Annotated in this window: 26 protein-coding genes; 3 read left to right on the top strand and 23 right to left on the bottom strand. The window is 65.5% G+C overall.

The window, feature by feature from the left end; genetic code table 11:
* Positions 1–215: 215 nt before the first annotated feature.
* From DFR37_RS14750 to DFR37_RS14740, 3 genes are read left to right on the top strand one after another with little or no spacing between them, the layout of a single operon-like run.
* Positions 216–533, top strand: a complete 318-nt coding sequence (locus DFR37_RS14750; RefSeq protein ID WP_023112376.1) for a type II toxin-antitoxin system PrlF family antitoxin — start codon at positions 216–218, stop codon at positions 531–533.
* Positions 533–991 carry a type II toxin-antitoxin system YhaV family toxin gene (locus DFR37_RS14745; RefSeq protein ID WP_023112375.1) on the top strand — a complete coding sequence of 153 codons (459 nt, stop codon included), beginning with the start codon at positions 533–535 and terminating at the stop codon, positions 989–991. The genes DFR37_RS14750 and DFR37_RS14745 overlap by 1 nt, the downstream gene beginning before the upstream one ends.
* A gap of 26 nt (positions 992–1,017) precedes the next feature.
* Positions 1,018–1,392, top strand: a complete 375-nt coding sequence (locus tag DFR37_RS14740) for a DUF3742 family protein (RefSeq protein ID WP_023112374.1) — start codon at positions 1,018–1,020, stop codon at positions 1,390–1,392.
* 19 nt (positions 1,393–1,411) lie between these two features.
* On the opposite strand, the gene DFR37_RS14735 is transcribed toward DFR37_RS14740, so the two are convergent.
* From DFR37_RS14735 to pilL2, 23 genes are all read right to left on the bottom strand, one after another.
* Complete coding sequence (locus tag DFR37_RS14735) at positions 1,412–2,929, bottom strand: conjugal transfer protein TraG N-terminal domain-containing protein (RefSeq protein WP_023112373.1); 1,518 nt, start codon at positions 2,927–2,929, stop codon at positions 1,412–1,414.
* 12 nt (positions 2,930–2,941) lie between these two features.
* Complete coding sequence (locus tag DFR37_RS14730; RefSeq protein WP_058137601.1) at positions 2,942–3,298, bottom strand: hypothetical protein; 357 nt, start codon at positions 3,296–3,298, stop codon at positions 2,942–2,944.
* Positions 3,295–4,701 carry an integrating conjugative element protein gene (locus DFR37_RS14725; protein WP_113934056.1) on the bottom strand — a complete coding sequence of 469 codons (1,407 nt, stop codon included), beginning with the start codon at positions 4,699–4,701 and terminating at the stop codon, positions 3,295–3,297. The genes DFR37_RS14730 and DFR37_RS14725 overlap by 4 nt, the downstream gene beginning before the upstream one ends.
* A gap of 10 nt (positions 4,702–4,711) precedes the next feature.
* Positions 4,712–5,659 (bottom strand): TIGR03756 family integrating conjugative element protein, encoded by a 948-nt coding sequence (locus tag DFR37_RS14720; protein ID WP_058137603.1) that lies wholly within the window; start codon positions 5,657–5,659, stop codon positions 4,712–4,714.
* Positions 5,656–6,102 (bottom strand): TIGR03757 family integrating conjugative element protein, encoded by a 447-nt coding sequence (locus DFR37_RS14715; RefSeq protein WP_023112369.1) that lies wholly within the window; start codon positions 6,100–6,102, stop codon positions 5,656–5,658. The genes DFR37_RS14720 and DFR37_RS14715 overlap by 4 nt, the downstream gene beginning before the upstream one ends.
* Before the next feature lie 142 nt (positions 6,103–6,244).
* Positions 6,245–6,739: a JAB domain-containing protein gene (locus tag DFR37_RS14710; RefSeq protein ID WP_113934055.1), complete on the bottom strand. Its 495-nt coding sequence runs from the start codon at positions 6,737–6,739 to the stop codon at positions 6,245–6,247.
* Positions 6,740–6,925: 186 nt separating this feature from the next.
* Entirely contained in the window at positions 6,926–7,690 is a 765-nt protein-coding gene (locus DFR37_RS14705) for a DsbA family protein (protein WP_058137604.1), read from the bottom strand.
* A gap of 15 nt (positions 7,691–7,705) precedes the next feature.
* On the bottom strand, positions 7,706–10,615 hold the full coding sequence (locus tag DFR37_RS14700) for a conjugative transfer ATPase (protein ID WP_113934054.1): 2,910 nt from the start codon (positions 10,613–10,615) through the stop codon (positions 7,706–7,708).
* On the bottom strand, positions 10,615–11,064 hold the full coding sequence (locus DFR37_RS14695) for a TIGR03751 family conjugal transfer lipoprotein (RefSeq protein ID WP_012205987.1): 450 nt from the start codon (positions 11,062–11,064) through the stop codon (positions 10,615–10,617). Before DFR37_RS14695 ends, DFR37_RS14700 begins: the two co-directional genes overlap by 1 nt.
* The gene (locus DFR37_RS14690; protein ID WP_113934053.1) at positions 11,045–12,454 is read right to left on the bottom strand and encodes a TIGR03752 family integrating conjugative element protein; all 1,410 of its coding nucleotides are present in this window, start codon (positions 12,452–12,454) and stop codon (positions 11,045–11,047) included. The genes DFR37_RS14695 and DFR37_RS14690 overlap by 20 nt, the downstream gene beginning before the upstream one ends.
* Positions 12,444–13,382 carry a TIGR03749 family integrating conjugative element protein gene (locus DFR37_RS14685; protein WP_429866787.1) on the bottom strand — a complete coding sequence of 313 codons (939 nt, stop codon included), beginning with the start codon at positions 13,380–13,382 and terminating at the stop codon, positions 12,444–12,446. Before DFR37_RS14685 ends, DFR37_RS14690 begins: the two co-directional genes overlap by 11 nt.
* Positions 13,379–14,071, bottom strand: coding sequence for a PFL_4703 family integrating conjugative element protein (locus DFR37_RS14680; RefSeq protein WP_113934052.1), 693 nt, complete (start codon positions 14,069–14,071; stop codon positions 13,379–13,381). The genes DFR37_RS14685 and DFR37_RS14680 overlap by 4 nt, the downstream gene beginning before the upstream one ends.
* Complete coding sequence (locus DFR37_RS14675; protein ID WP_113934051.1) at positions 14,068–14,478, bottom strand: TIGR03750 family conjugal transfer protein; 411 nt, start codon at positions 14,476–14,478, stop codon at positions 14,068–14,070. Before DFR37_RS14675 ends, DFR37_RS14680 begins: the two co-directional genes overlap by 4 nt.
* A gap of 13 nt (positions 14,479–14,491) precedes the next feature.
* On the bottom strand, positions 14,492–14,851 hold the full coding sequence (locus DFR37_RS14670; RefSeq protein WP_113934050.1) for a TIGR03745 family integrating conjugative element membrane protein: 360 nt from the start codon (positions 14,849–14,851) through the stop codon (positions 14,492–14,494).
* 16 nt (positions 14,852–14,867) lie between these two features.
* Positions 14,868–15,101, bottom strand: a complete 234-nt coding sequence (locus tag DFR37_RS14665) for a TIGR03758 family integrating conjugative element protein (RefSeq protein WP_012205981.1) — start codon at positions 15,099–15,101, stop codon at positions 14,868–14,870.
* The gene (locus tag DFR37_RS14660; protein WP_012251136.1) at positions 15,098–15,481 is read right to left on the bottom strand and encodes an integrative conjugative element protein, RAQPRD family; all 384 of its coding nucleotides are present in this window, start codon (positions 15,479–15,481) and stop codon (positions 15,098–15,100) included. Before DFR37_RS14660 ends, DFR37_RS14665 begins: the two co-directional genes overlap by 4 nt.
* A 98-nt stretch (positions 15,482–15,579) precedes the next feature.
* On the bottom strand, positions 15,580–16,341 hold the full coding sequence (locus tag DFR37_RS14655) for a TIGR03747 family integrating conjugative element membrane protein (RefSeq protein ID WP_012205979.1): 762 nt from the start codon (positions 16,339–16,341) through the stop codon (positions 15,580–15,582).
* Positions 16,338–18,521, bottom strand: coding sequence for a type IV conjugative transfer system coupling protein TraD (traD, locus tag DFR37_RS14650; protein WP_113934049.1), 2,184 nt, complete (start codon positions 18,519–18,521; stop codon positions 16,338–16,340). Before traD ends, DFR37_RS14655 begins: the two co-directional genes overlap by 4 nt.
* Positions 18,522–18,525: 4 nt before the next feature.
* Positions 18,526–19,074, bottom strand: a complete 549-nt coding sequence (locus tag DFR37_RS14645; RefSeq protein ID WP_014596100.1) for an integrating conjugative element protein — start codon at positions 19,072–19,074, stop codon at positions 18,526–18,528.
* Positions 19,071–19,676, bottom strand: coding sequence for a transglycosylase SLT domain-containing protein (locus tag DFR37_RS14640; protein WP_113934048.1), 606 nt, complete (start codon positions 19,674–19,676; stop codon positions 19,071–19,073). The genes DFR37_RS14645 and DFR37_RS14640 overlap by 4 nt, the downstream gene beginning before the upstream one ends.
* The gene (locus DFR37_RS14635) at positions 19,658–20,395 is read right to left on the bottom strand and encodes a TIGR03759 family integrating conjugative element protein (protein ID WP_113934047.1); all 738 of its coding nucleotides are present in this window, start codon (positions 20,393–20,395) and stop codon (positions 19,658–19,660) included. Before DFR37_RS14635 ends, DFR37_RS14640 begins: the two co-directional genes overlap by 19 nt.
* Before the next feature lie 14 nt (positions 20,396–20,409).
* Positions 20,410–21,051, bottom strand: coding sequence for a hypothetical protein (locus DFR37_RS14630; RefSeq protein WP_012205974.1), 642 nt, complete (start codon positions 21,049–21,051; stop codon positions 20,410–20,412).
* A complete protein-coding gene (gene pilL2, locus DFR37_RS14625) occupies positions 21,048–21,626 on the bottom strand; it encodes a PFGI-1 class ICE element type IV pilus protein PilL2 (RefSeq protein WP_012205973.1) in 579 nt (192 codons plus the stop codon). Before pilL2 ends, DFR37_RS14630 begins: the two co-directional genes overlap by 4 nt.
* Positions 21,627–21,734 lie beyond the last annotated feature (108 nt).

The following is a 21,734-nucleotide window of genomic DNA, read 5'->3' as shown; positions in this document are numbered from 1 at the left end:
CTTTGGCCTTTAGAAGCCTTTGGATATAGAGCGGTGGGCATTGGTCGTCCACCGTCAATGTGGGGGTGGTGAGGCCGGATTGATGCGGGAAGGCTGGCTGTTCCCACCCTACGATGAGATTCATTGTTGAATGCTGGAGAACCCCGGTGAGAGCTATCATTGACGAGGTAAGGATATTTCCTTACAATGTGGGTATTGCGTTCAGGAGTGCCGCCATGCCTGCCATTCACGAAGTTGCCACACTGACCTCCAAAGGCCAGATCACGCTGCCCAAGTCCATCCGCCAAGCCCTGGGCGTGGACACCGGCGGTAAGGTTGCGTTCGACCTGCGTGGCGGCGAAGTCGTCGTGACGCGCGCCGACGTCGAGCACGAGGACCCTGCCATTGCCGCGTTCCTGACCCTGCTGGCGCGCGACATTGAAGCGGGCCGAAATGTGCGCGGCCTGCCCGAGGATCTGGCTCGCACCATGCTGGAGCACGCAGGACACAAGGTGGACCTGGGCGATGACTTCGATGAGGACGTGGAAATCTGATGCAACAGCATGGCTGGACACTGCTGTTCCACGACAACCTGATCGAGCAGATGATGAAGCTGCGTGCGGCCGTGCTGCGCGCCCAAGAGAACGACCCGGAAGGGTTCGGATCGAACGCCAACGTCAAGTTCTTCCGGGCCTTGGTCCAGTTGATACAAGACGTGGTGCCGAGTGATCCGGCGCGCGACGAATACCGCCAGGGCAACACCATGGGGCCGGCCTATCGCCACTGGCGGCGGGCCAAGCTCGGAAGACGGTATAGGCTGTTCTTCCGCTACGACTCGAAGGCGAAGGTCATCGTGTACGCCTGGGTCAACGATGAACAGACCCTGCGGTCTTCGGGAAGCAAATCAGACCCGTATGCCGTGTTCGAGAAGATGCTCGGGCGCGGGAATCCGCCGGACGAATGGAGCGCATTGGTACAGGCAAGCAAGCAGGATTGGAGCAAACTGAAATAGGTATCCCTCAGCAGCAGGAGACAACCATGAGCACCACGACCCGCATCAGCACAGCAGAACGCCTCGGCCGTAGCTTTGGCCGTGGATGGCGCGCCTATGTGCGTGGCGAACGGCGGGCGTCGAACTGGTTGGTATCCAAGGGTGTGCCGGTAGCTGGTGCCACCGTGCTGTTGTGGTTGGTCAAGCTGGTCGTGCTCGGTGTACTGCTCTATTCCGCGTTCTGGCTGGCACTGCTGTTGGTTTGTGTCGTGGCTGTGGGATGGGCAGCAAATCAGAGCCATTCAGACGAAGAGTTCCATTTGCAGTTTCCTACCACCTTGGAAGAACTTCGAGAGACACCGGGTTATGACCCGAATCTCTACAACGACACATCTCATGAGATGTACAAGGATGATGACTGACACTCGGCTTGAGTGTGCGTCACTTCAACTTCCTTGACATTGCGCCAGCTCCTTTTCCACCGGCAGCGCCTGCATCCCTCGTACCTGCTGAGAAACTGTTTGCGATCGTTCCAGCGCGGATTCCGGCCCAGGTCAGCGCACCGATCCAAAAGGTGGGCAGCACGATGAACATCGTCCCCATAACGAAGTTCAACAACAGGTCGCCAAAAGCGTTGTTCAGCCCCACCAGTGGATCGAAGTTGCTGTGTGGCCGGTTCCAGCCGAAGCCCCAGCCATAAAGCGCATCGAGGATGGTGCTGTCGATCCAGCGTGCGAGCTGGAACCAGAAATCGACGAAGAACAGCGCGAACTGCACGACGCTCACGGTAACGACGGTCTTCAGGTCATAGGTGCCCACAACCAGCACCAGCGGGATGCAGATGATCAGCGCCATCTTGAGCAAGGCGAGCACCATAGGCAGCGCCTGGCGCACCACGTCCATGGCGGGAAACGCGGCCATCGCGCCGACAGCCATGCCGACGTCGCCCGTGGCCCGCGTCACGATGTTCGGCAGGGTCTTGTCGATCTGGCCGCCGTAGTCCGTATAGACGCTGCCCTGGTTCAGTTTCTGCTGCCTCGGCGAGGCGATGGTGCGGATCACCGAGTCGTCCACCTCGGCTCGGCTCAGAAAGCCGGCCCAGCCCGCCAAGCGATTCAGCAGGCTTGGGTCTACCTGCCCCAGCAGGCGTGCGCGCAGGCCATTGCTGCCATCGGCCCACCACTGCCTGCAGGACGGATAACCGCCACCGCTGGCCACCTGCGCAAGCCCCGCGTCGCGGGTGCTGTCGTAGGGCCAGTCATCGCGTGGTGTGCTGGAGCGGTAGCTGTCGTAGTAGCCGCCCGTATCCGTGAAGAAGCGCGAGCCGATCCAGGTCACGTCGTGCATCTGCGCCTCATCGAGGTTCGGGCGCTGCATGAAGAGCTTGGCGCGCGCCGATCCGTAGCAGTCGCGCGAGAAATCCGCCACTTCCTGAGCCAATACCGGGTCGTCGATGCGCGTCGCGTCGATCTCCATGCGCATCTGCCGCAAGTCGGTGCCGCAGGGAATCGCTGCCACAGAGGCACCGGTCACTGCTCGCGAGAGTGTGTGCATAAAGGCCCACCAGACGGGCACCTTCGCCGATTGGTTGTTGATAGTGCTGAAGGACTGTGACCAGCCGGTATCCGTGGGTTGCGGCACGCTGACCTGGCATTGGGCCGAGCGTGCGCTGTCGTAGCGGATGGTGTTGAGGTCCACGTCGATGAATGGAATACCGGCGAACATCACCACCATGATGGCAACGAACACCCGGTTCTCGATGCGCGCAGCCGAGAGCACGCCCTTGTTGCCTTCGTCGGCACCCTCCGCACGGGCCTTCAGCCATTCCTGCACGATGATGGCAATGAAAGGCAGCGCGAAGACACCGCTCGCCACCAGCACGGCCCATATGCCGTTATGGACGATCCACGACACCAGCGTGAGGTAGTACTCCAGGTAGTCGGTGGTGAAAAGCGTCATGTCCTCGCCCCCTCAAGCGGCCTGCATCAACAGGCTGGCTTCCAACGCCACAATGGCGGCGACGCCGGCGATCTCGCTGCGCACCAGGCGACGCCGCGCCTGTCTATCCGCCCCGCGTTGGGCCTCACGCGCCAGCAGCCGGCGGCGCATCCAGACCCAGCCGTAGGCGGTCGCACCGTACAGGCACAGTCGCCACGCCATGAAGTAACCCGCCGTAGCCGTCAACCATCGCTCCCAGCTGGCGACGCTGCCGACGAGGTAAATGCCGACGACGTTGGCGCCCACAGCGGCGGTAACGAGCAACACCGTCCACAGCAGCGCCTTCGTCGTGCGCCGGTTGAGCAGCCAGCTGGCATGCGACGGGTTCATGGGTTGCCTCCCGGATTGCCCTTCTGGAGCTGGTCGAGACGGTCGGGAATGGGATCGCCTTCGTAAATGCCACGCGAGCCAGCCGCGCGTGTGCCATGGCGCTGGATGATGGCCATCGGCGAGTTGTTCGCCAGCTCGCGTCGCAGCTCCAGCTCGGTCTTCAGGTTGCGGATCTCGCGGTCGAGCGTGTCACTCTCGTTGTTCACGGCCTCGACCGCCAACTGGTTCGCCGCGACGTTGGGCTCTTTCTTGCCGGTGAGCAGCGTGCGCTGGAGCAGCAGCGCCTTCTCCAGCACCGACGACAGCGCCACCTCCGAGGCCAGGCGCCGCGCCAGCAGGTCCTGGTCTGGTTCGTCGCGCAGCGCCTCGATGACGCCGCGCGTGATCGGCAGCGAGGTGCTACCAGCTGCGCGCAGGTTCTCGAATGTGGTGTTGCGCGTTCCCGAGACCAGTTCCTGCAAGGCTTCCAGCTTTGCCTCGTACTCATCCTGGATCAGCGGCGTCAGCCCGACGCCGGGCACCGTTTCGGTCTTGGTGCAGGAATCGCAGGTGCGCTGCACCTGTTCCCCAAGAACCCGTGTGGCCCATTCAGTCGCTTGTTGTGGCGACGTCCAAGTCTGGCAGGACAGGCTCGCGCAACTGGCGGAAGCGATGGACGACGTGTCGGTCACGCTGCGGCCGTTGACCAGGTTGTAGCCCGCACGGGTGACGTCGCCGACCACCCGGATGGCGGACTGGCCCGCGCCCCCCGCATTACTGCCGCCTACCCAGGGCACGCCGTCGTTGCCCCGGCGCGTCTCCGCCTGCTCAATCGCCGACACGGCATCCGTGCTCGATACTGCGTCGCGCAGCGCCATGCCTTCGGCCATCTGGCTCCAGCCAAGCTGTCCGCCCGCCGTGTCGGCCATCTTCTCGGCCATGGCGCGGCAGGTCAGCTTGGAACGGTCGAAATCCAGCCGCGCCTGCAGCACGCCGTTGGTCAGCAGGTTGTACAGGCCGGGATCGGCGCGCTGGATGATCAACGCAGGCAGCGATGCCACCGCGCTGGTGGCGCTCTGGATCACGTTACTCATGATCTGCTGAAAGCCGTTGGTGATGCCGTTGAGCTGGTTGCGCAGCGTGGTTTGGATGCTCATGTCGCCGCAGATCAGGTTGCTGTTCCAGCCCACGCCGACGCCGATCGAACGCATGCCGGCAGCGCGGCCCATGGACACTGCGCTGCCGCCGCCGATCGAATACATCACCTCGTCGCCGATCACGGAGCCGCCGGTCTGAAAGCCGGTCTGCGCCCACGCCAGGCCGCCGCCAAGAACGAGTGCGCCAGCCAGCACCCCAGTCAATACCGTTGGACGCAGCAGGCGGCGTGCCGTTGGGGAGAGGATCATCAGTTCAGGACGCTTCATCGCCGTACCCTCATTGGAAATCGACGCTGCCGAGGAACACTTGCCCCCGGCGTTCGCAGCACGCATAGGGCCGCCACAGCGCCCAGGCGTAGTCGCCTTGCTGGGCTTGGGTCAGGAAGCCGCCGCGCGGGAACACCGTGCAAGAAGAGGACAGGACGGGCGTGAGTTCCTGCCACTTGCCCGTCGAGGCATCGCCTTCCATCAGCGCACCGGCAGGCCAGTAGCCGGGCCGCGAGTTGGCGAGCAGCGGCTGATAAACGTGGATTTGTCCACGGCGCGTGACGACATCGCCAGCGCGCTGGGCCACCACGGCGCCAGCCTTGTGGTCGTCGGCCTGGTGCAGGAAACCGCCACGCGGATACACGTTGCCCCACAGGTTCAGCGTGGTGCGCGCGCCGACCTCGCGCCTACCCGGAATCAGCGCCTCCGGGTAGACCATCTCGGGCACGTTGTAACGCCAGGCCAGCGTGTCCAGGGTGCTGAGCAGGTACGGCATGAACGCCGTGCCCGCGCCCTCGCAGAAGTAGCCCGAGGATGAGACGAACTGGTTGAACACCTCGACGCCGGGGTGGCCGATCACGTCTGCGTTCTTGAACTTGGCGAGATTGTTCTCGTGGTCTTCGTTGGTGGTGCCGTCACCGCCGGCCTGTGCGGACGGGTTGGGTGCGCTCATCGCCCGGACTTCGACCCAGGGGTTCTCGCCGGTGTTGCTGTAGCTGGAGACGACCGCATCGGGGATGTAGTGGCGGACTTTGATGGACGTGCGCACCGTGCAGCCCGTCCAGGTGCAGTAGAGCCAGTAGCAGATGCCGACGACGCGGTATTCGAGGCAGTCTGGTGATGCCACTGAGCCAACGATGGTTGCGGTGTTGAGGGCGTAGCTGCCGGTAGCGCTGAGCAGCAGCACCGAGGCCACGCCAGCACGCAGACGGCGCATCCGCTCGAAGGGTCGGGTCATGGCTGCGGCCTCCGGTGTTGCGCAATGCGCGCGACGGCACGGGCTACGTCCGGCTCGCCATAGACCACGTAACGCTGATCCACCACGACCGCCGGAATGCTGGTGACGCTCAGGCTCCAGGCGTCGGCAACGCCCTGGTATGCCGACGCAATGCGGCGCTGGAGGTCGGCACCGCCGTTGTTCAGGCGGCGCTTGACGATGGCCGTGGCCTGCTCAGGATCGGCGGGCAGCTGTGCGGAAAGCTCGGCTTCGATGCGCGGGCCTTCATCCAACTCGATCAACCGCTCGCCACCCATGGTCTTGACCGGGTGGCGGCTGTCGGTGACGACCACCACATTGGCTGCGAAGGTGGCGGGGCTGAAAACAGCCAAGGATGCCGGCAGTGCAACGGCCAGGCCAAGGGTTCGCCAGCCGGATGCGAAGCAGAGTAAAGATGCTGGCATGTCGCGTGCCCTTGAAGTTGATCAGAGCCATAGTCGAACGCGAACCCGCTGCCGCCCCAACAAACAATGCGCATCGCGGGCACCCCGCATACCTGGTTGTGCAGCCGCATGGAGAAAGCGGAGGCCGAAGCCCCCGCTGTGATTACAGAAGACCAGACTCGGCGAACGAGTACGGTGCGCCCTGACCAATCACGAAATGGTCGAGTACCCGCACGTCGATAAGCGCCAAGGCCGTCTTCAACTGCTCGGTCAGCACGCGATCCGCATTGGATGGCTCGGTGGAACCCGAGGGGTGCTGATGGGCGAAGATGACCGCAGCGGCGTTCAGTTGCAAAGCGCGCTGCAGCACGACCCGTGGATAAACCGAGGTCGCATTGATCGTTCCATGGAACATCGGCTCCACGGCCAGCACGTCGTGCATGCTGTTCATGAATACAACGACGAAGATCTCGTTGGGCTCGGCGACCAGCTTCAAGCGAAGGTAGTCCCTGACCGCAGCGGGCCGTTCAAGACGCGGCCCTGCTTTGAAAACCCGTCGTTCCAGCAACACGATGGCTTGCTGGACGATCCAGTCCTCGTTCTGAATAGAAATATCGGAAAGCGACTCCAGGCAGGAGTCATTGATGACGACAGACATGGCGAACCTCCAGACAGGGAAATCGGAGGGCGCACATGCCCCAGGAGGGCAGGCCCTCCAGGGAATGGAACAAGGGAACAAGGTGCATCCATCACCGCTGCTGCGGTGATCGTTCGCGGCCAGGATGCGAGGCGAACGGGTAGCGGTCAGCGCAGCGTGCTGCACCGTAGCCTCAATGACCGCGGGCTACCTGGGCATGTCGCCGACGACGTCGGCAGGCATTTCGGTGGTGGGTGGAGTGGCGGCATCCTCAACCGCCAGCATGTCCATGGCCGACAGCAGTGCATCGCCTTCGATCGGCCCCTGCAGCAGGATCGCCTGGCCGGTCTGGCGATCGTGCAGACGAATCGAAGGCGTCGCGGTCACACCGCCCTTCATGGCGTCCTCGGCCTGAGCGCGAATCAACGCTTCGGGTCGCTCGCTGGCCAAACACTGCTCGACGGCTGGGTTGAGGCCGGGATAACGCAGACCCTCTGGCAAGCCCAGGCCGTCGCTGCGCGTGTGCGCATAGACCCATTCGATGGCCTGCCAGAAGGCCGCATGCCCACCTGTTTCGGCGGCGCACTCGGCCAGGCGTGCCTCGGCGGAGGCAGCCGGTTCGTGCGCGGCCAGCGGCTGGTGCTGCCATTGCAGGGCCACGTCGGTGTTGCTGCCGACCCAGCGCTTGAGTTGCGGAAAGTACGCTCGGCAGAACGGGCATTCGAGGTCGGCATAGAGCGTCAACGTGAATCGGCCCTCGGGGTTGCCCATCTGCCAGGGCGGGCCGGCTACCTGCGCCGTGCTGATCGGCGCGTGAGCTTGCGATACTGATTCGCTGGGTGCACGGGACACCAGCCAGATCAGCAGCAGTGTGATCAATCCTGCGGCCAGGAACCAGGGCCAGCGCTTGAGCGAGCACCGATGGCGAAACGCCTGCACCGGCATAGGAACGGAAGGAGGTTTCGGTTTCACGGCAGTCTCCGGCGGCTATTGCGGCAGGCCCAAGGCCGGCGACTCGATGCCGCGCGCCTGGTCGATCTTCTCGGCCACCTTGAAGGCCGCATCAAGTTCACTGATGCCGTGCTGCTGCATGAGCTGATAGCGTTCCGCCTTCTCTTCGGGTTCGGTCTGCGCCAACGCCAAGTAGAGGCTCGGCGGCACCGCCCGGAAAAGCACCTCCATCGACTTGGACAGGATGACGCCCTCGGTGAACTTCCCGGCTTCCTTGCGCGCGGAAAGCATCAATGCTTTCTGCGCGGGTGACAGTTCGCGAAACCGGGCAATCTTCTCCACCTCATCGGGTGGCATCGACAGGCAGATCCACCACTCGATCATGTTGAGCATGGGTTCTGCGGCGCGCGGCAGGTCGTCGATATTTTGTGTGGCAAGCCAGAACCAGGCTCCCAGCTTGCGCCACATCTTGGTGATCTTCACCACGTAGGGGGCAAGCAGCGGGTTCTTGGTGATGATGTGTCCTTCGTCGGTGACGTTGATGATCGGGCGACCCAGGTACTGGTCGCGCTCGGCAATGTTGTTCACCGTGCTGATCAGGCTGATGTAGGCAATGGAGAGCTGCGCGTTGTAGCCCTCGCGCGCATAGGTCGCCAGATCGACCAGGGTGATGTCGGCTTCAGGCCACGGCGAGCCGTCGCGGTCGAACATTTCGCCGTCCGTGCCTTGGCAGAACATGTCCATGGCATCGGCCATCTCCAGCAGTCGCACACGCCGCATTTCCGGCAGCGTTGGGTCTTGGCTGCGCGTGCGCAGCGCGTTTCGCACATCGCGCGTGAGCACGGTGCGCTTCTCTCCATCCTTGCTGTGGCAGTGCTCGGCGGCATCGAGGATGCACTGACGAATCAGTGAGCGGTCGGCCCGCGTCATCCGGGCTTCTTCCTTGTCTTCGCCGCCGGTGATCATCAGCCGTGCGGTGATCTCCAATTCGCCCAGCACGTCGCGCTGCTCATCCGCCTCCATGGCCACAGCATCGGGGGGCAGGTCTTCATCCAGCGCATCGGCGTCGAGCGTCTGCACGTCGCTGGGCGTCTCGATCAGCCGCCGCGCATCCGCGAACGGCGCCAGGGTAACGCCCGAGCCCGGCGCAAGCTTGACCCGATTCACAGTCAGACCCAGGCGCCGGGCAAAGTCGCTGAACAGGCCGAAGCTGTTGCCGGCCTCCACAATGAACAGCCGTGGCCGGTAGATCGCCGTGACCTGATTCAAGAGGTTGTTGAGGGTCGCCGACTTGCCCGAACCCGTCGGGCCGAACAGAAACAGGTGGGCATTCATCTGCCGATCCAGGCGGTTGAGCGGATCAAAGGTGATCGGCCCGCCGCCGCGGTTGAACATCGTGATGCCGGGGTGCCCCGTACCCTGGGCGCGGCCCCACACGGGCGAGAGGTTCGCCGCGTGCTGGGCGAACATCAGTTGCGTGTACCACCGGCGCCGATCCTGGCCAGGGTTGTAGCAGCACGGCAGCCAGCGTAAGTAGCTGTTCAGCGGTGCCACCTCGTCGTCTTCGCGCACCGGCTGCAAACCGGCGTTGAGCATGACGTTCGCCAGATCCAGGCCGCGCCGATCCAGTTCCGCCTCGTCGCGCCCGCGCAGGTAGAACGCCAGCGTGCCACGATAGAGCTTGTGCGCGCTGCCGATCAGGGAACGGGCTTCATGCACGTCCTTGAGCGTCTGCTCCGACGCCAGGGTTTCGCCGACCGCTTTCTTGGCCAGGTGGTTCAAGTCCGCCTCAAGGACATCCTGCGGCGTGGCGACCATCGTCAGGCAAAGGGTGGTGTCCTCGGGCATCTGGTCGAACAGCGTGTTGATGGCATCGCCTTTGCGTGTCTCGCCGGTCAGGTGCCCTGTGCCCGGCGGCATGCGCAGGCGGTCGGTGATCAGCACGCGGTGCGGCAGGCCGTCGAAATGCCAGGTGCCCTGCGCCACGTCGGAGCGCGGCTGGCCGAAGAACAGCCGCTGGCTGAAATCCCGCCCGCTCGCCAATTCGATCTCGCCGTCTTCGCCGGCCTCCGTACTGTCGGGGTAGCGCGCCAGCGCATAGAAGCGCTCCCTGTCTTCGGCCCCAGGCCCAAGCAACGTGGGACGCGGGTTGAACCAGCGCAGCAGCCAGTCGTGAACATCCGCAGCCACCATGCGCCGGGCCTGAATGCCGGCGTTCGCCAGTCCGCCGCACAGGCGGTCACAAACGATATTGAGCATCTGCTCGGGCGTCTGCCCGCGGCGGCTGTTTTGCCCTTGGCCGGTCACGCGGCGATAGACCACCATGCGCACACGCCGGGTCTGGCCGCGCCAGCGCAGCCGTGTGACCACCGTGTCCTCGAACAGACCGCCCGGCTTGGCCACCGCGCGCAGGTGATGGCCGAAGAAGCGCAGGTAGAACTCGGTGAACGCCGTCTCACGGGCGCGCGGCTGCACATAGTCGCGCAGGGTCTGCATGTACTGGTCGAAACTGGGCTCGTCCTGAGCGTAGAGCTGCAGCACCCAGGGGTTCTCATCCAGTTCATCGAAACTGTCCTGCAGCGCGTTTTCCAAGGCATCGCGGGCCTGCGCGAGCCAGCCAGGTTCCCGGCCTTCGGTGCCCAGCGGCACCAGCTCGTAGAACGCCGCCACCGATTGCCCGTCCTCCAGCAACATGGCTTTCGACTGCGCCAGGAACTCCACCCAGGGCAGCAGTTCCACGAACGACGGCGCGACCTCGTACAGCGCCTGCTCGTCTGCCAGGGTCGCCGGCCTGCGGCCTTGCACCGCCGTGCCGGGTTCGGGGATGCCGACCTGGCGCAGTGCCTCGACGTGGCGTTGCCAGCCGTCCGGCTGCTCGTCGTCGTCAGCATCGGATGCGGCCAGCTTCGGCGCGGTCGGCTTCGGTCTGGGGAGTTTCCAGCGCATCAGTAATCCTCCACGCGCTCGCCTGGCATGGCGTACTGCACGCGCTGGTACAGCGGGAACACGGTCGTATAGCCCGGAATCGGCACTGGGTCGGTGCCCGCCAAATGCGGATACACGTACATCACGAGATCGGGGTTGGGCAGGCGCTGGAACTGGCGGTAGACCTCGTTGCGCGCCGTGCGCGTGTAGCGCATCTGCTCGGCAGGCGCGGCCTGCACGTCCATCTCGGTCAGCGGCCTGCGCAGGCTCTGGCGCGCATCGAGCAACTGCCTGCGCGCTACCTGGCCGGCACCACCGCCGCCGTCGCCGGCGTTCTGCTGCCAGATGTTCATCATCGTGCTGTCGCCGTGGGTCAGCAGCTTTTCCTTGCTGGTGGCGCAGCCACCGAGCAGCGCGACGGCCAAGGCCAGCGCCAGGCCCTGAGCCCAGCTATTCAAGTTCGAGGGCATGGCTTTCTCCTGCGCGGTGATCGACCTTGCGGCCTTCGGGATCGAAGTCGATGGCGAGCGGCTTTTCGAGGTGGACGGCGACCTTGGCGCCGGGCTGGACATACACGGCAGCGAAGGCCTGGCCGTAGAGCTTGTTGACCCAGCTCGACATGTCCTGGACGCCGCTGGCGAGAATCCGGCCCACGGCTTCCTGGCCGCTGATGCCCACGCTGCCGATGGAGCCGTCGGCGCCGACATAGGACGCCCTGCCACTGTCGGATTCGATCAGCGAGGCCACGCCAGCCCCAGCCGCCGTGATCAGCGCCTGGGTGCCGAGGTACTGCTGGGCGTTGCTGCGCCGCTCGCCGCTGACACAGGGAATGCCGTGCGGGTCGCTGATCCAGCCCAGGCCGTCGCGTTGTTGGTTGTTCTGCTGGTTGCCCTCACGATCCTCGGGGATGGTGCGGATGGTCCCGTCATGGAACACGAACGTGATGCTGCGCACCTGGCCGCGCACGCAGGAGAGCGTCCAGTCGCCCGATGCGGTGCCGGAGAACACGGCCCCGGCCACATCGGGAATGTCGATGCCGTTCGCGGTCAAATTGTCAGGCCCGACCAAGACCTTGAAGGGGTATGGATCGTTCACCGTGCCGTCGATCGGCACGCGGCCAATCAGCGCCGTCATCGCCACCGACCCCATCAGCGTCGAGTTCGTCGGCACGGTATAGACAGGCGTCGCGCTCTTGACGCCAGCGGCGCGTGCGCCCGCGTTCGCCACGGTTTGCGCTGTGGTTTCCAGCGTGCTCTGTGCGGAACCGAAGCTGGTGGGAAAACTTATGCCGCCATTCGACATGCCGCGCCCGTCGGTTTGTTTTGCGTCATCAGGCTCCACCCAGCGCATGCCGCCTTCCATCCCGGCCTCGTCGCCATGGTGCAGCCCCAGGCCCACGGGCAGATCGGCATGGCTGCCGCCGCGTCCTCCAATGCTGTCCAGGCGCCGCTGCAGGTCAGCGAGCAGCCCCTCGGTCTGCTGGCGCTCGCTGGCCGCCTGCTGTTGGTCGCGCCGTAGGTTGGAGCGCTCGGACTCCAGCGCAGAGTTGATGCGCTGGTCGATCGAGTTCTCGCGCTGACGCAGTCGCTGGTTCTCTTCGCGCTGGGACTTGTTGTCCGAGAGCGCGGTCTGAAGCTCGGTGCGCAACTGCTTGACCTGCGCGACGAGTGTGGCCACGGTGTCGCGCGGGGTATCGCCCTCGATGCCCAGCGCCTTCATTTCTTCCGGCGTAAGCCTGCCGCCGCCATCTGCGGCAGGCGATGCCGCCGTACCTCCACCGGAGAACAGCCGGATGGCGACGAACAGCACCAGCAGGGCCACGGGGATCAGCAGCCACTTCAGGAGTCCGTTACTGCGCATGGTGGGCCTCCCTGTCGTTGCTGACTGTGGCTTTGGGCTGCGGGAGATGCACAGCGGGGTCGAAGCGATGGATCGCCGGCAGCAGCGACTGCGCGAGACCGCGTCCGCGTGTCACCAGGTACAGGACGGTGGTGTCCTCGGGAGTTCCGCGCGGGCCAAGCGCCTCGTGCTGGAAGGTGGCGGTGAGGAAATCCCCTTGCAGCACGCGCGGGTCGAGGCTGATCCAGTCGCTGCTACTGTTGGTCAGGCGCACGGCAGTGACCCACTGGTCTTCCAGGCGCCACGAGGCGAGCGCGACCGCGCGTGCCGGCAAGGTCGGCATCAGCGTGCCGAGGTCGAGGTCGCGGCGCAGGTTGACCCGCATGACGCCTGGCAAGGCTTCCACGGTGCGCAGCGGTGCGTAGAGGTTCTGCGCAGCAAAACGTGTCAGCACGACGGGGATTGGCGTTTCGCGCCGCGCCGTCCGGGTGCCCGCCTGCTCCTGAGCGCGTGCATGGGGCGCATCGGCACCGTCAGGCTGATCGCCATAGCGCGCTGTTGAGTTGTTGCCCTCGACGATTCGCACCGGTTCCAGCTCGGCTTCGCCGTCCTTGGGCGGCTCCGCCGCAATGTCGAGCAGGATCAGCGCGCCGGTGTCGGCGTCCTGCAATTGCAGCCGAGTGGGCTCGATCGGCTCGCTGGCGCGCAGGTACACCGCGCCGCCCGCGCTCTGCACGCGCAAGCGCTCACCGACGCCTGCGGGAACGCCGACGCGGACGTTTCGGTCGATGAACACGATGCGCTCCTGGCCGACCTTCAACGGCACCGCCAGCGGCATGCGCTCCCAACGCAGGATCTCCACCGCCTGGACAGCGGGGGACACGACCACTGCGGCGGCCACGGCCAGCAGCCCCAGCAGCGCGAGTACAGGATGCTTCATGGGCTTCATGGGGAATTACCTCCTTGAGGCGCTTGCGGCGTCAGGCCACCAGGCACCGGGCGCGTCGGCTCCGGTGCGCTGATGCGCTGGGGCGTGCCCTCGTAGCAGTCGAGTACCAGGCCGAACGGGTTGCGGGCGGGATCGACATCCACCCGCGCGACCTTCACGGGGTAGCGCACCAGGGCGCGCTTGACCTGCTCGGCGCCGTAGTACTCGTCGGCGCTGATGTCCAGCGTCACCACCCAGTCGCGGTCGGAGATCACACGCACGCGCGCCGTGGGGTTGTCGCCATAGCTGCGACCGGGAATTTCGTAGATGCCACGCACCCGCTGGCGCAGCTCGCCCGTGCTGCGGCGGTAGTCGTAGTCCGCCTTGAGGAATGCCTGGCAGGACGGGGTGAGGTACGGCGAGAGCGAGTGGAGGTTGCGCGGGTAATCTTCTTCGCCATTCGTCGGCCAGCGATTGAGCGTCTGGAACACGTAGAACGTGAACGCATAGACCGATTCAGGCGGTACTTCCCACCACTTGCGGGTACTGCCGGAGCGCAGGTCAGGCGGGACGTGGATGGTCAGGTCGCGGGGAGCGCTCCACCAGCCTCCGCCCATGACCAGGGCGACGACGACCAGCGCACCCGCGCCGAGGCGCAGCGTCTTGATGTGCGCCTGCAGGTGGGTGATCTCGTTCTTGAAACGGCTCATCGTGCGCCCCCGTGCATGCCCCTGCGGGTAGTCCAGAAGCCAGAGCGCGAGATCAGCACATGGCCGCCCACCCAACCGGCCATCAGCGGATGGCGCGTGGCGATGTGCCACTGCAACTGCCGGTACAGCCAGGTGTCGGGACGCCCGCGTTTGAGACGGCGCAGGATGCCGCCGCCGATGAACACGCCCAGCGCCACGCCCAGGACGACGAAGGTTGGCGCGATGGCAATCGTGCGTAACACCCACGACAGCGGCGCCCCGACCACTAGGCCGGCGGCGCCGGACAGGCCGCAGCAAATCCACAACTCGTCGGCGGTGAGACCGCGCACGACCACCGGGTGCCTGTTGAGCCGGTGTGGAAGGAATGTGACCGTCCCATCGGCACGGACATGCTGTTGCTCGGACATGGCCTGTCCTCGCTTACAGGATGCCGGTGGCTTCGGTGAGCAGCCAGATGCCGATCACGAGCAGGACGGCGCCGATGGCGACCGTGAGACCGAACTGGCCCCAGGTCTTGCGGCCGGTGTGGATTTCCGCGTAGGTGCCGTAGGCGTGGTAGCACACGCCAATGAACATCGACGCCACCACCAACAGGGCCACGAGCATGATGATGTCGTAGCCGTAGTTCCTGATCGTGTCCATGATGCCGCTGCCGGCGCCGCGGGTCGGGTTTTCCAGCTGCGGCAGACCTTGCGCAAACGACAGCGCGGGCAGCGCGGCGGCACCCAGGGCGACGGCGGCGCGTTGGACAAAACGAGTAGTGAGGATGCGGTTTGGCATGGTCAATCCCTTCAGGTCAGGAGAGGAGGAAGAACGTCATGACGAGGTACATCGCGACGAAGCGGATGCAGACGCCGAGGAACTGGCGTTGGTTGAGGCGGTTCTCGGCCCACCCCACGTAGGCCGTTCGGATGGCCCAGACGCCCCAGACGAGCAGAACCGCAAACACGATGCCGACCAGAACGGTCGCCATCGCGGACGGCGCGATACCGCTGTTGGCTTGAAATGCCGAGACCTGGGCGCCGTTCATGGTCTGCCCTGCGCAGTCGTCGGCAGCGATGGCGGGGCGGTCCGCTCGGTGCGGTACTCACCAGCCAGTTCGGAGAGGTCGCGTGGCTGGGCGCGCGACGGTGTGAGATGGGCCTGGATGCCGGCGCGCACACGCGCCAGATCAGCCAGCAGTCGTGGGTAATCGAAGTGGTAGCGCTCGCCCGGCTGGATGGGTGCGTGTGCAGCGCCATCCGCGATGGTGCGCTCCAGCGCGTCGAGCTGGCGTAGCGCGGCAACCAGCTCCTGGCGCTGTGCCGGGGATTCGGCCAAGGCAACCGGGAACTGACCCATCAGCAGGGCCGTCACGAGAAAAGTGGGCACGCCGCGATGCGCGGCGCGCAGCCAGATCGGAGCCAACATCGCGCCATTCCTGTGTGATAAGCAATGGCTTGATCGTGGCGATCAAAGGCGTATCAGGCCGCAAACAATAAGAACCTGCGGATGACCGGATTGATGGCCTAGAGGTACTTCTTGAAGCTCCCTGCAGTCAGGCTCACGGCCAGCCCCAGCAAGCCGGCGCTGGGCAGCAGGATCAGCAGCGGATGCACCGAGATCGGCAGCGCCAGGTACGTGACCCAGGGCAGCACGGCCAGCGGCATCAGGCTGGCTTTCGCTCGGTGATAGATAAAGCCGGATTCCCGGCCTGCGCCGAACCGGCGCACATCCCGCCGTACCAAACCGTCGATCAGGCCGACGAAAGCGGCCGTGAAGATCAGCGGCAGCGTGAGCGCCAGGACCAGCAGGCGCACGAGGAAAGTAAGCGTCGTGAAGGCTGCGGCGATCAGGTAGCTCTCCGTCCAGACATAGACCTGGCTGATGAAGTAGCGGAAGTTGCGCCCTCCGTCCTGGTTTTTCCCCTGGCTGGGCGCGCGGGCGCGCTCGGCGGTCTGGCTCATGCGCTCCAGGAGCCCTGATCGCACGAACACCCATTCATAACCCGTGTCCACCAGCTCGTGCGCCGTTCGCCCCGGCTCCTGCACGACCACGCTGCGCGTGAAATGCTTGGACAGGTGCCCCAGCTCGTACTGCAACATTTGCTGGGAGTGCTGCCAGCCCTGGTCTTTCCAGAACAGGTGCATGCCGATGCACTCCATCAGGATCGAGAACAGCAGCGAGCCGACCAGCACCCCGAGCAGCCGGAGCGGCAAGGTGATGGTGCCGACGATCAAGCCCTGGCGGCGGTTCTGCTCGCGCTGCGCAGTCGAGGCGGCATCGCTCATGGCGCGGCCTCTTCGCTGGCCGTGTCGCCCGTGCCGGTGATGGGTGTGGCGATGGCCGTCTCATCGAGCAGATCGTCCGGCAAGGCCGCGTCCTGCAAGACCGGGGAGCTGGTGAACTCCCACCACTGCGTGGCCTCGCTGTAGCTCTGGCGCATGTGCCCGGCCAGTTGCTGCAAGTCCGCCGGCATCACTTCATCCGGGTCTGGCGCCGGCAACGGCATACGCACCTTCCAAAGCTGACCGCCCTGCAGCAGCGCGAAGCACTGGCCTTTGGGCAGGCCGACGATGTGCGATGGCTCGATCATCGGCACGCTGGACATGCTGATGCGGTCCTGGGTGTTTGACGTAAAGTCTGTCGCTCCACGAATATCGGAGCTGTCGGTCGCGCCGCTGACGATGGTGGTCGTATAGACCTCGACCTTCGGCAATTGCCGGGTCAGCAATTCAGCGGTAGCCGTCTCGCGCACGCGCAGCATGAACAGGTTGTTGAAGTTGCCGATCACCTGACCGGCCTTCGCGCGGTTGCCAATGCGTGCTTCGATGTCCGAGAGCGTCTGTGTGTACGCGGTGACTTGCAGGCCAGCGCCGCCGCCCTTGTTGATCAGCGGGATGAACTCGTCGCCCATCAACTCGTTGAACTCATCGGCATGGACGTTGATCGGCACGCGCGAGCCAGCCGATGCGCCCGGCAGGCCGTCGTCGATCCCGTGCTTGTAGATGTGGCCGGCGACCGAAACCAGGTCGGAGAACATGGAATTGCCGACTGCGGCGGCGACCTCGGCGTCGGACAGCGCATCGAGGCCGACATAGACCACGGCGCGCTTTCGGATGACCTGCATCCAATCGAAGATCGGGCGTGGGTCGGCCAGGTCGGAGTAGTTCGGGGCCAGAAGCTGGGCGATCTTGCCGCTGGTGAGCTTCTCCAGCAGCGGCAGCAGCGATGCGACGATCTTGTCGAAGTAGGTCTTGTCGTAGCGCACTGCCGAGCGCAGGCCGTCGAGCACCGGGTCGTAGTTGCGCGCCTGCGAGAGGTACTGCTCCAGCGCCACCACGCGCTTTTCGCGCCCGATCATGTTGCGCGGGATGTTCTTCTCGTTGAGCTTGGCCTCGATCTGGACGATGACCTCCCAGGCCTTGGGCTCGGTCTTGGCGAAGTAGTGTTGGGCGTACTCGATGAACAGCGCGTCGATGTTGATCACATGGCGCTGGATCAGCATGTAGTCCGGGCGCTGCCCCAGTTCCACCAGGGCGCGGGCGATGATGTTGACGAAGCGCCACGCAAACTCGCGAAATGCCGCGCTGTTGCCTTCCCCGGAGAGCTGCCCTGCAACACGGGTGGCCACCTCGCTGATGCGCCCAAAGCGGCCCACAGCGTTGTAGCGCGCGGAAATGTCGGGCCAGCCCAAGTGGAAGACATAGAACTCGCCCTCGCGCCCCGCGCGCTTGGCCTCGACGTACACTCGCTTCAAAAGATCGGCGTCGCCCTTGGGGTCGATGACGATGACGACCTCGTGCTCGCCGTCGGCGTTCTTGCGCCGGATGTCCTGAGTCACGAACAACTCGGCCAACCGCGTCTTGCCCACGCGCGTGGTGCCCAGCACCAGCGAATGCCCGACGCGCTCACCCAGCGGTAGGCTGACGTCCACCTCATCGGGTTCGATGCCGTGCAGGCGCGGCAGGCCGCCCACAGGCGGCAGCGGGCGCACCGGGTTGAAAGGCACATCCCAGCCCGTGAGCGCAGGTAGCCGGGACAGCGGGAACGGTGCGAACTCCAGCCGTTCCTCCAGCCTGCGCGCCAGCCGGTAGGCCGGCGTCGGCTCGACGTAGCGGCGAAATTCCGGTCTGTATGTCTGCATCAGCCGATGGGTATGTTTCTGCTCCCACAGAAATCCGCGTCCCACGAACAGACGCTGCTGGCTGACCGGCACGTCCTTGCTGGTCATCACATAGCGCGGCAAGCGGCGAATGTTGCGTCGGTAGCGCAGGATGACGCGGGCATCGCGGTAGCGGATGGCACCGTAGATGCAGAACGCCAGCGCACTGCCGACGCCCATGGCGGGGCTCAGCGCGAGCGACCACGGGGCCACCAGGGACAGAAACGCGGCGCCTGCACACGCCGCGACGGTATAGAACTCCACCGCTGGGCGCAGCAGAACCTCGACCGGCTGTTTCCCCGACATGGCTTCATTGCTCGATGCCGGTGGCTGTGATCAGCACCGGGTAATGCCGCAGACCCAGGCGCTCGGCCAGGTCGTCACCGGCCACAGGCGCAAGGGGCACGCCGGGCACCAGGGCGCGCAGCCGTGCCAGGCCCTGCATGGTCTCGACGTTAACCACCAGGCCCACCGCGCCGCGCTCGCGCAGCGAGCCCGCCTGGCGAAGCAGCCAGGCGTGGGAAGCTTCGTCGTCGCCGACGACTACGAAAGGCCGCAGGCCCGGTGCCTCGATCACGCGCCGCGCGACGGTGCCAGGCGTGAGCTTGGCACTGCGCACCGGCAACATCGCGGCCTCATCCATGGGCGTGGCGGGCACCGGGAGCATCGGGATGGGCGGCCCGGCCGGAGCATTGGCGCGCGGCTGAAGGTTCAGAGCCTCGTAGTACGGCAGCGCCGACGTGCCGCCACGGTCTTCGACGACGATCAGGGGCTCTCCGGCGCGCGAGGCCAGTGGCAGAGCCGCCAGCAGCACGAGCAGGCCCTTCAGTGTGAGATGGGTCAAATGGGATGTTTTCATGGGGTGCTCTCCTGGTGCACGGCGATGGCCGCGGCGGTTGGGTGTGTGCCCTGCACACGGGCAAGGTGGCGCGACACGCTGCGCCGGTAACGAGCCGCAGGTTCTCCGCCCGCAGGACGGTGGTAGCGACCGATCGCCGGCAACCAGTCCTCGCCCGAGGTGTACTGCTCTTTCAGGATTTCAGCGGCGATGGCGAGGTTGCTGTATGGGTCGAGCAGGTCGCACGGGCTGGCGTAGCGCTGCTGGTGGTAGCCGAGGTTGATCTGGCCCAGGCCCGCGTCGATGCGTGTGTGCGGCGTGGCGCGCATTGCCTGCTGCAAACCAGCGCAGGCGTCGGCACGGGTGGTGAAGCGGCGCGACTGACCGGCGACGTTGAGGGACCACGGCCACGGGACGATGCGCCCGTTGCGGCGGATGCCGCTTTCCTGCAAAGCCACGGCGTAGAGCACCGTCGAGGGGATGCCCGCGCGCTGTGCGGCAAGCTGGTAAGCCGGTGGCGGAAGCTCCTGGGTATGGGCGGCGCAGGCGCACAGGCCCGCCGCGATCACCAGTGCGCGCAAGCACTGCGAAACGGAGGTGGCCGCTATGGCTGGCGCTGCCATTGACCGTTCACCTCGCGCACGACCGCAGGAAGGTCTCCGGGCAAGCTCAGCGACAGCCACCGCCCGCCATCATGGTTGAGCGTGATGCCACCGCTGCGCACGCGCGCCGGATCGACGTTCGCACGCTTGGCCCAGTCGCGGATGCGCGTGTCGTCTTGGCGGCTGCCGACCATGTACAGGTCGAACTCGGTGCCGGAGGATTGCAGGCGCTGCACGAGTTGCCCGCAGGCCGCGCAGCCGTCCTTGACGAACACGGCCGTGCGGCCTGAACCGCGCAAGGGATTGGCGCTTGTGCCGGCGCCGGGTTTTTCGTCAGGCAGGTTCACCCGCTGCATGCCGGGACTCAGGCGCTGCCAGGCCTGGTCGTAGGCACGCTGGTAGGCGAGCAGCTTCTCGATACGGCGCGCCTCGACCTGCACCTGCAGCTCTGCGTAGCGGCGCCGTTCCTCGTCGGTGCGCGCCTCGATGCCCAGGGCGGACAGTGGGTCCAGGTTGGGCGAGTAGATGCCCAACGGCCCGTCCATCAGCTCGCGATAGCGAGCCCACTCCTGCGGTTGCAGGCCCCAGTCGCCTGCCACTCGGTCGTCCAGGGAGCGAGTAACCAGCGGGCGCTCCTGGCTGTGCGCACTGCCGGCGGGAGCCGTGGCCGGCTGCTGCGCCCAGGCGGGCAACTGGGCAGACGCGAGCAGGAGCGCGGAAAAGATGATCGACGGTTTCATGTCGTGCGCTCCGCTCAAGGAATCGCCATGCGACGGGTCTGGTCGCCGGCCTGGAACACCGCAGTGTTGCCCTCGACTGCCTGCAGGCGCCACGGGCCGACGGCATCGCCGGGAAGCAGCACTTGAAGCTGGTCGGGCGTGAAGTTCCCGTTATTCGGTGTGACGGACAGGCTGCGCTGGCCGGCGCGAAGTTCGGCGCCGACGATGCGGAACGGCAGTGGCGGCGGTTCTGGTTTGGCGGTGGGCCTGCTCGGTGAGCGCGGCTGGGCGGGCGCTGCGGCACGCAGGGCGCTTGGGCGTGCCTTGATCTGCTCGACTTCCGCACGAAGCGCCTGAAGGTCTTCGGCAGCGGCATAGCCGCTCAGCGTTGTCTCGACCTGGGCGGCGCGTGCTTCCAGGCGTTCGCGGGTATCTTTGAGGTCTGCCGCTGTTGCGACGACTGGACGCTGCTGGATGGCCTCAATGGTCTCGGCCAGGCCCACCGCCTGCGCTTCGAGACGTTGCAGGCGGGAATCAAGCAGCGTCTGGTCGGCCTGGTCGTTCATGGTCTGGTAGCTCAGGGCAGCGAAAACGCTGAGGCTGATCAGCCAGAGCCACATTAGGCTCTGCAACACCACGGCGGAGATCGGGCGCCGGGGAGCCTGCGCGGTATTCATGGCTGGCCTCCCGAAACCGAAGGCATCAGCGGAAACGTCTGCACCGCCTCGGCAACAGGCGGCTCGTGTGCGTGCTCGGCGGTCGCACTGCCTCCAGGCTGCTCAAAGCAAATCTGCCGTGCCCGTTCATCCGCATGCAGTTCCCAGGCCGGGCCGGCCAGGGTGAGCAGCGCATCGCGCAAGGTCATGGGGCCAAGATGCCGGTGCGCCGCCGGCAGCGGCAGCGCATACAACTCGGTCACGGCGCTGGGCGTCTCGCAAAGCTGGTAGCCACTGCGTTTGAGCACATGCCGCAGCCCATCGCCCACCGTGGCGCGGGCATCCTCGGGCATGGACACGTCGATGGTCTGCAACAGCAAGTCACGCTGCGCCGCCGTGGGTGCCAGCTCGACCAGCGTGTAGCGGCCATAGCGCACGACGGGAATGAACTCGGGTGCCTCGGGTTCGGGAGCGGAGGAGACGCCTTCTATGGCGTCTGGCACCAGCGGCGCGGTGGTGGTCGCGCAGCCGCTGGCCAGCGCTGCGGCCAGGAGACCAGCGCCGACCAGACGCCGGGATACAGGGATTGCGGGCATGGCATCGGCTCTTCTGTTGCGATGCCGATACCTTGGCGGAGCGCCGTTGAGCGGTCAGCTAGGAATGCGGACTGATGGACGACCGCTTTTTCAGAAACATGCGAAGAC

This window comes from Eoetvoesiella caeni, assembly GCF_003315175.1.
Lineage (GTDB): Bacteria > Pseudomonadota > Gammaproteobacteria > Burkholderiales > Burkholderiaceae_B > Eoetvoesia > Eoetvoesia caeni.
Note: the sequence above shows the minus strand (reverse complement) of the source record. Positions and strands in the feature narration are given on the sequence as shown.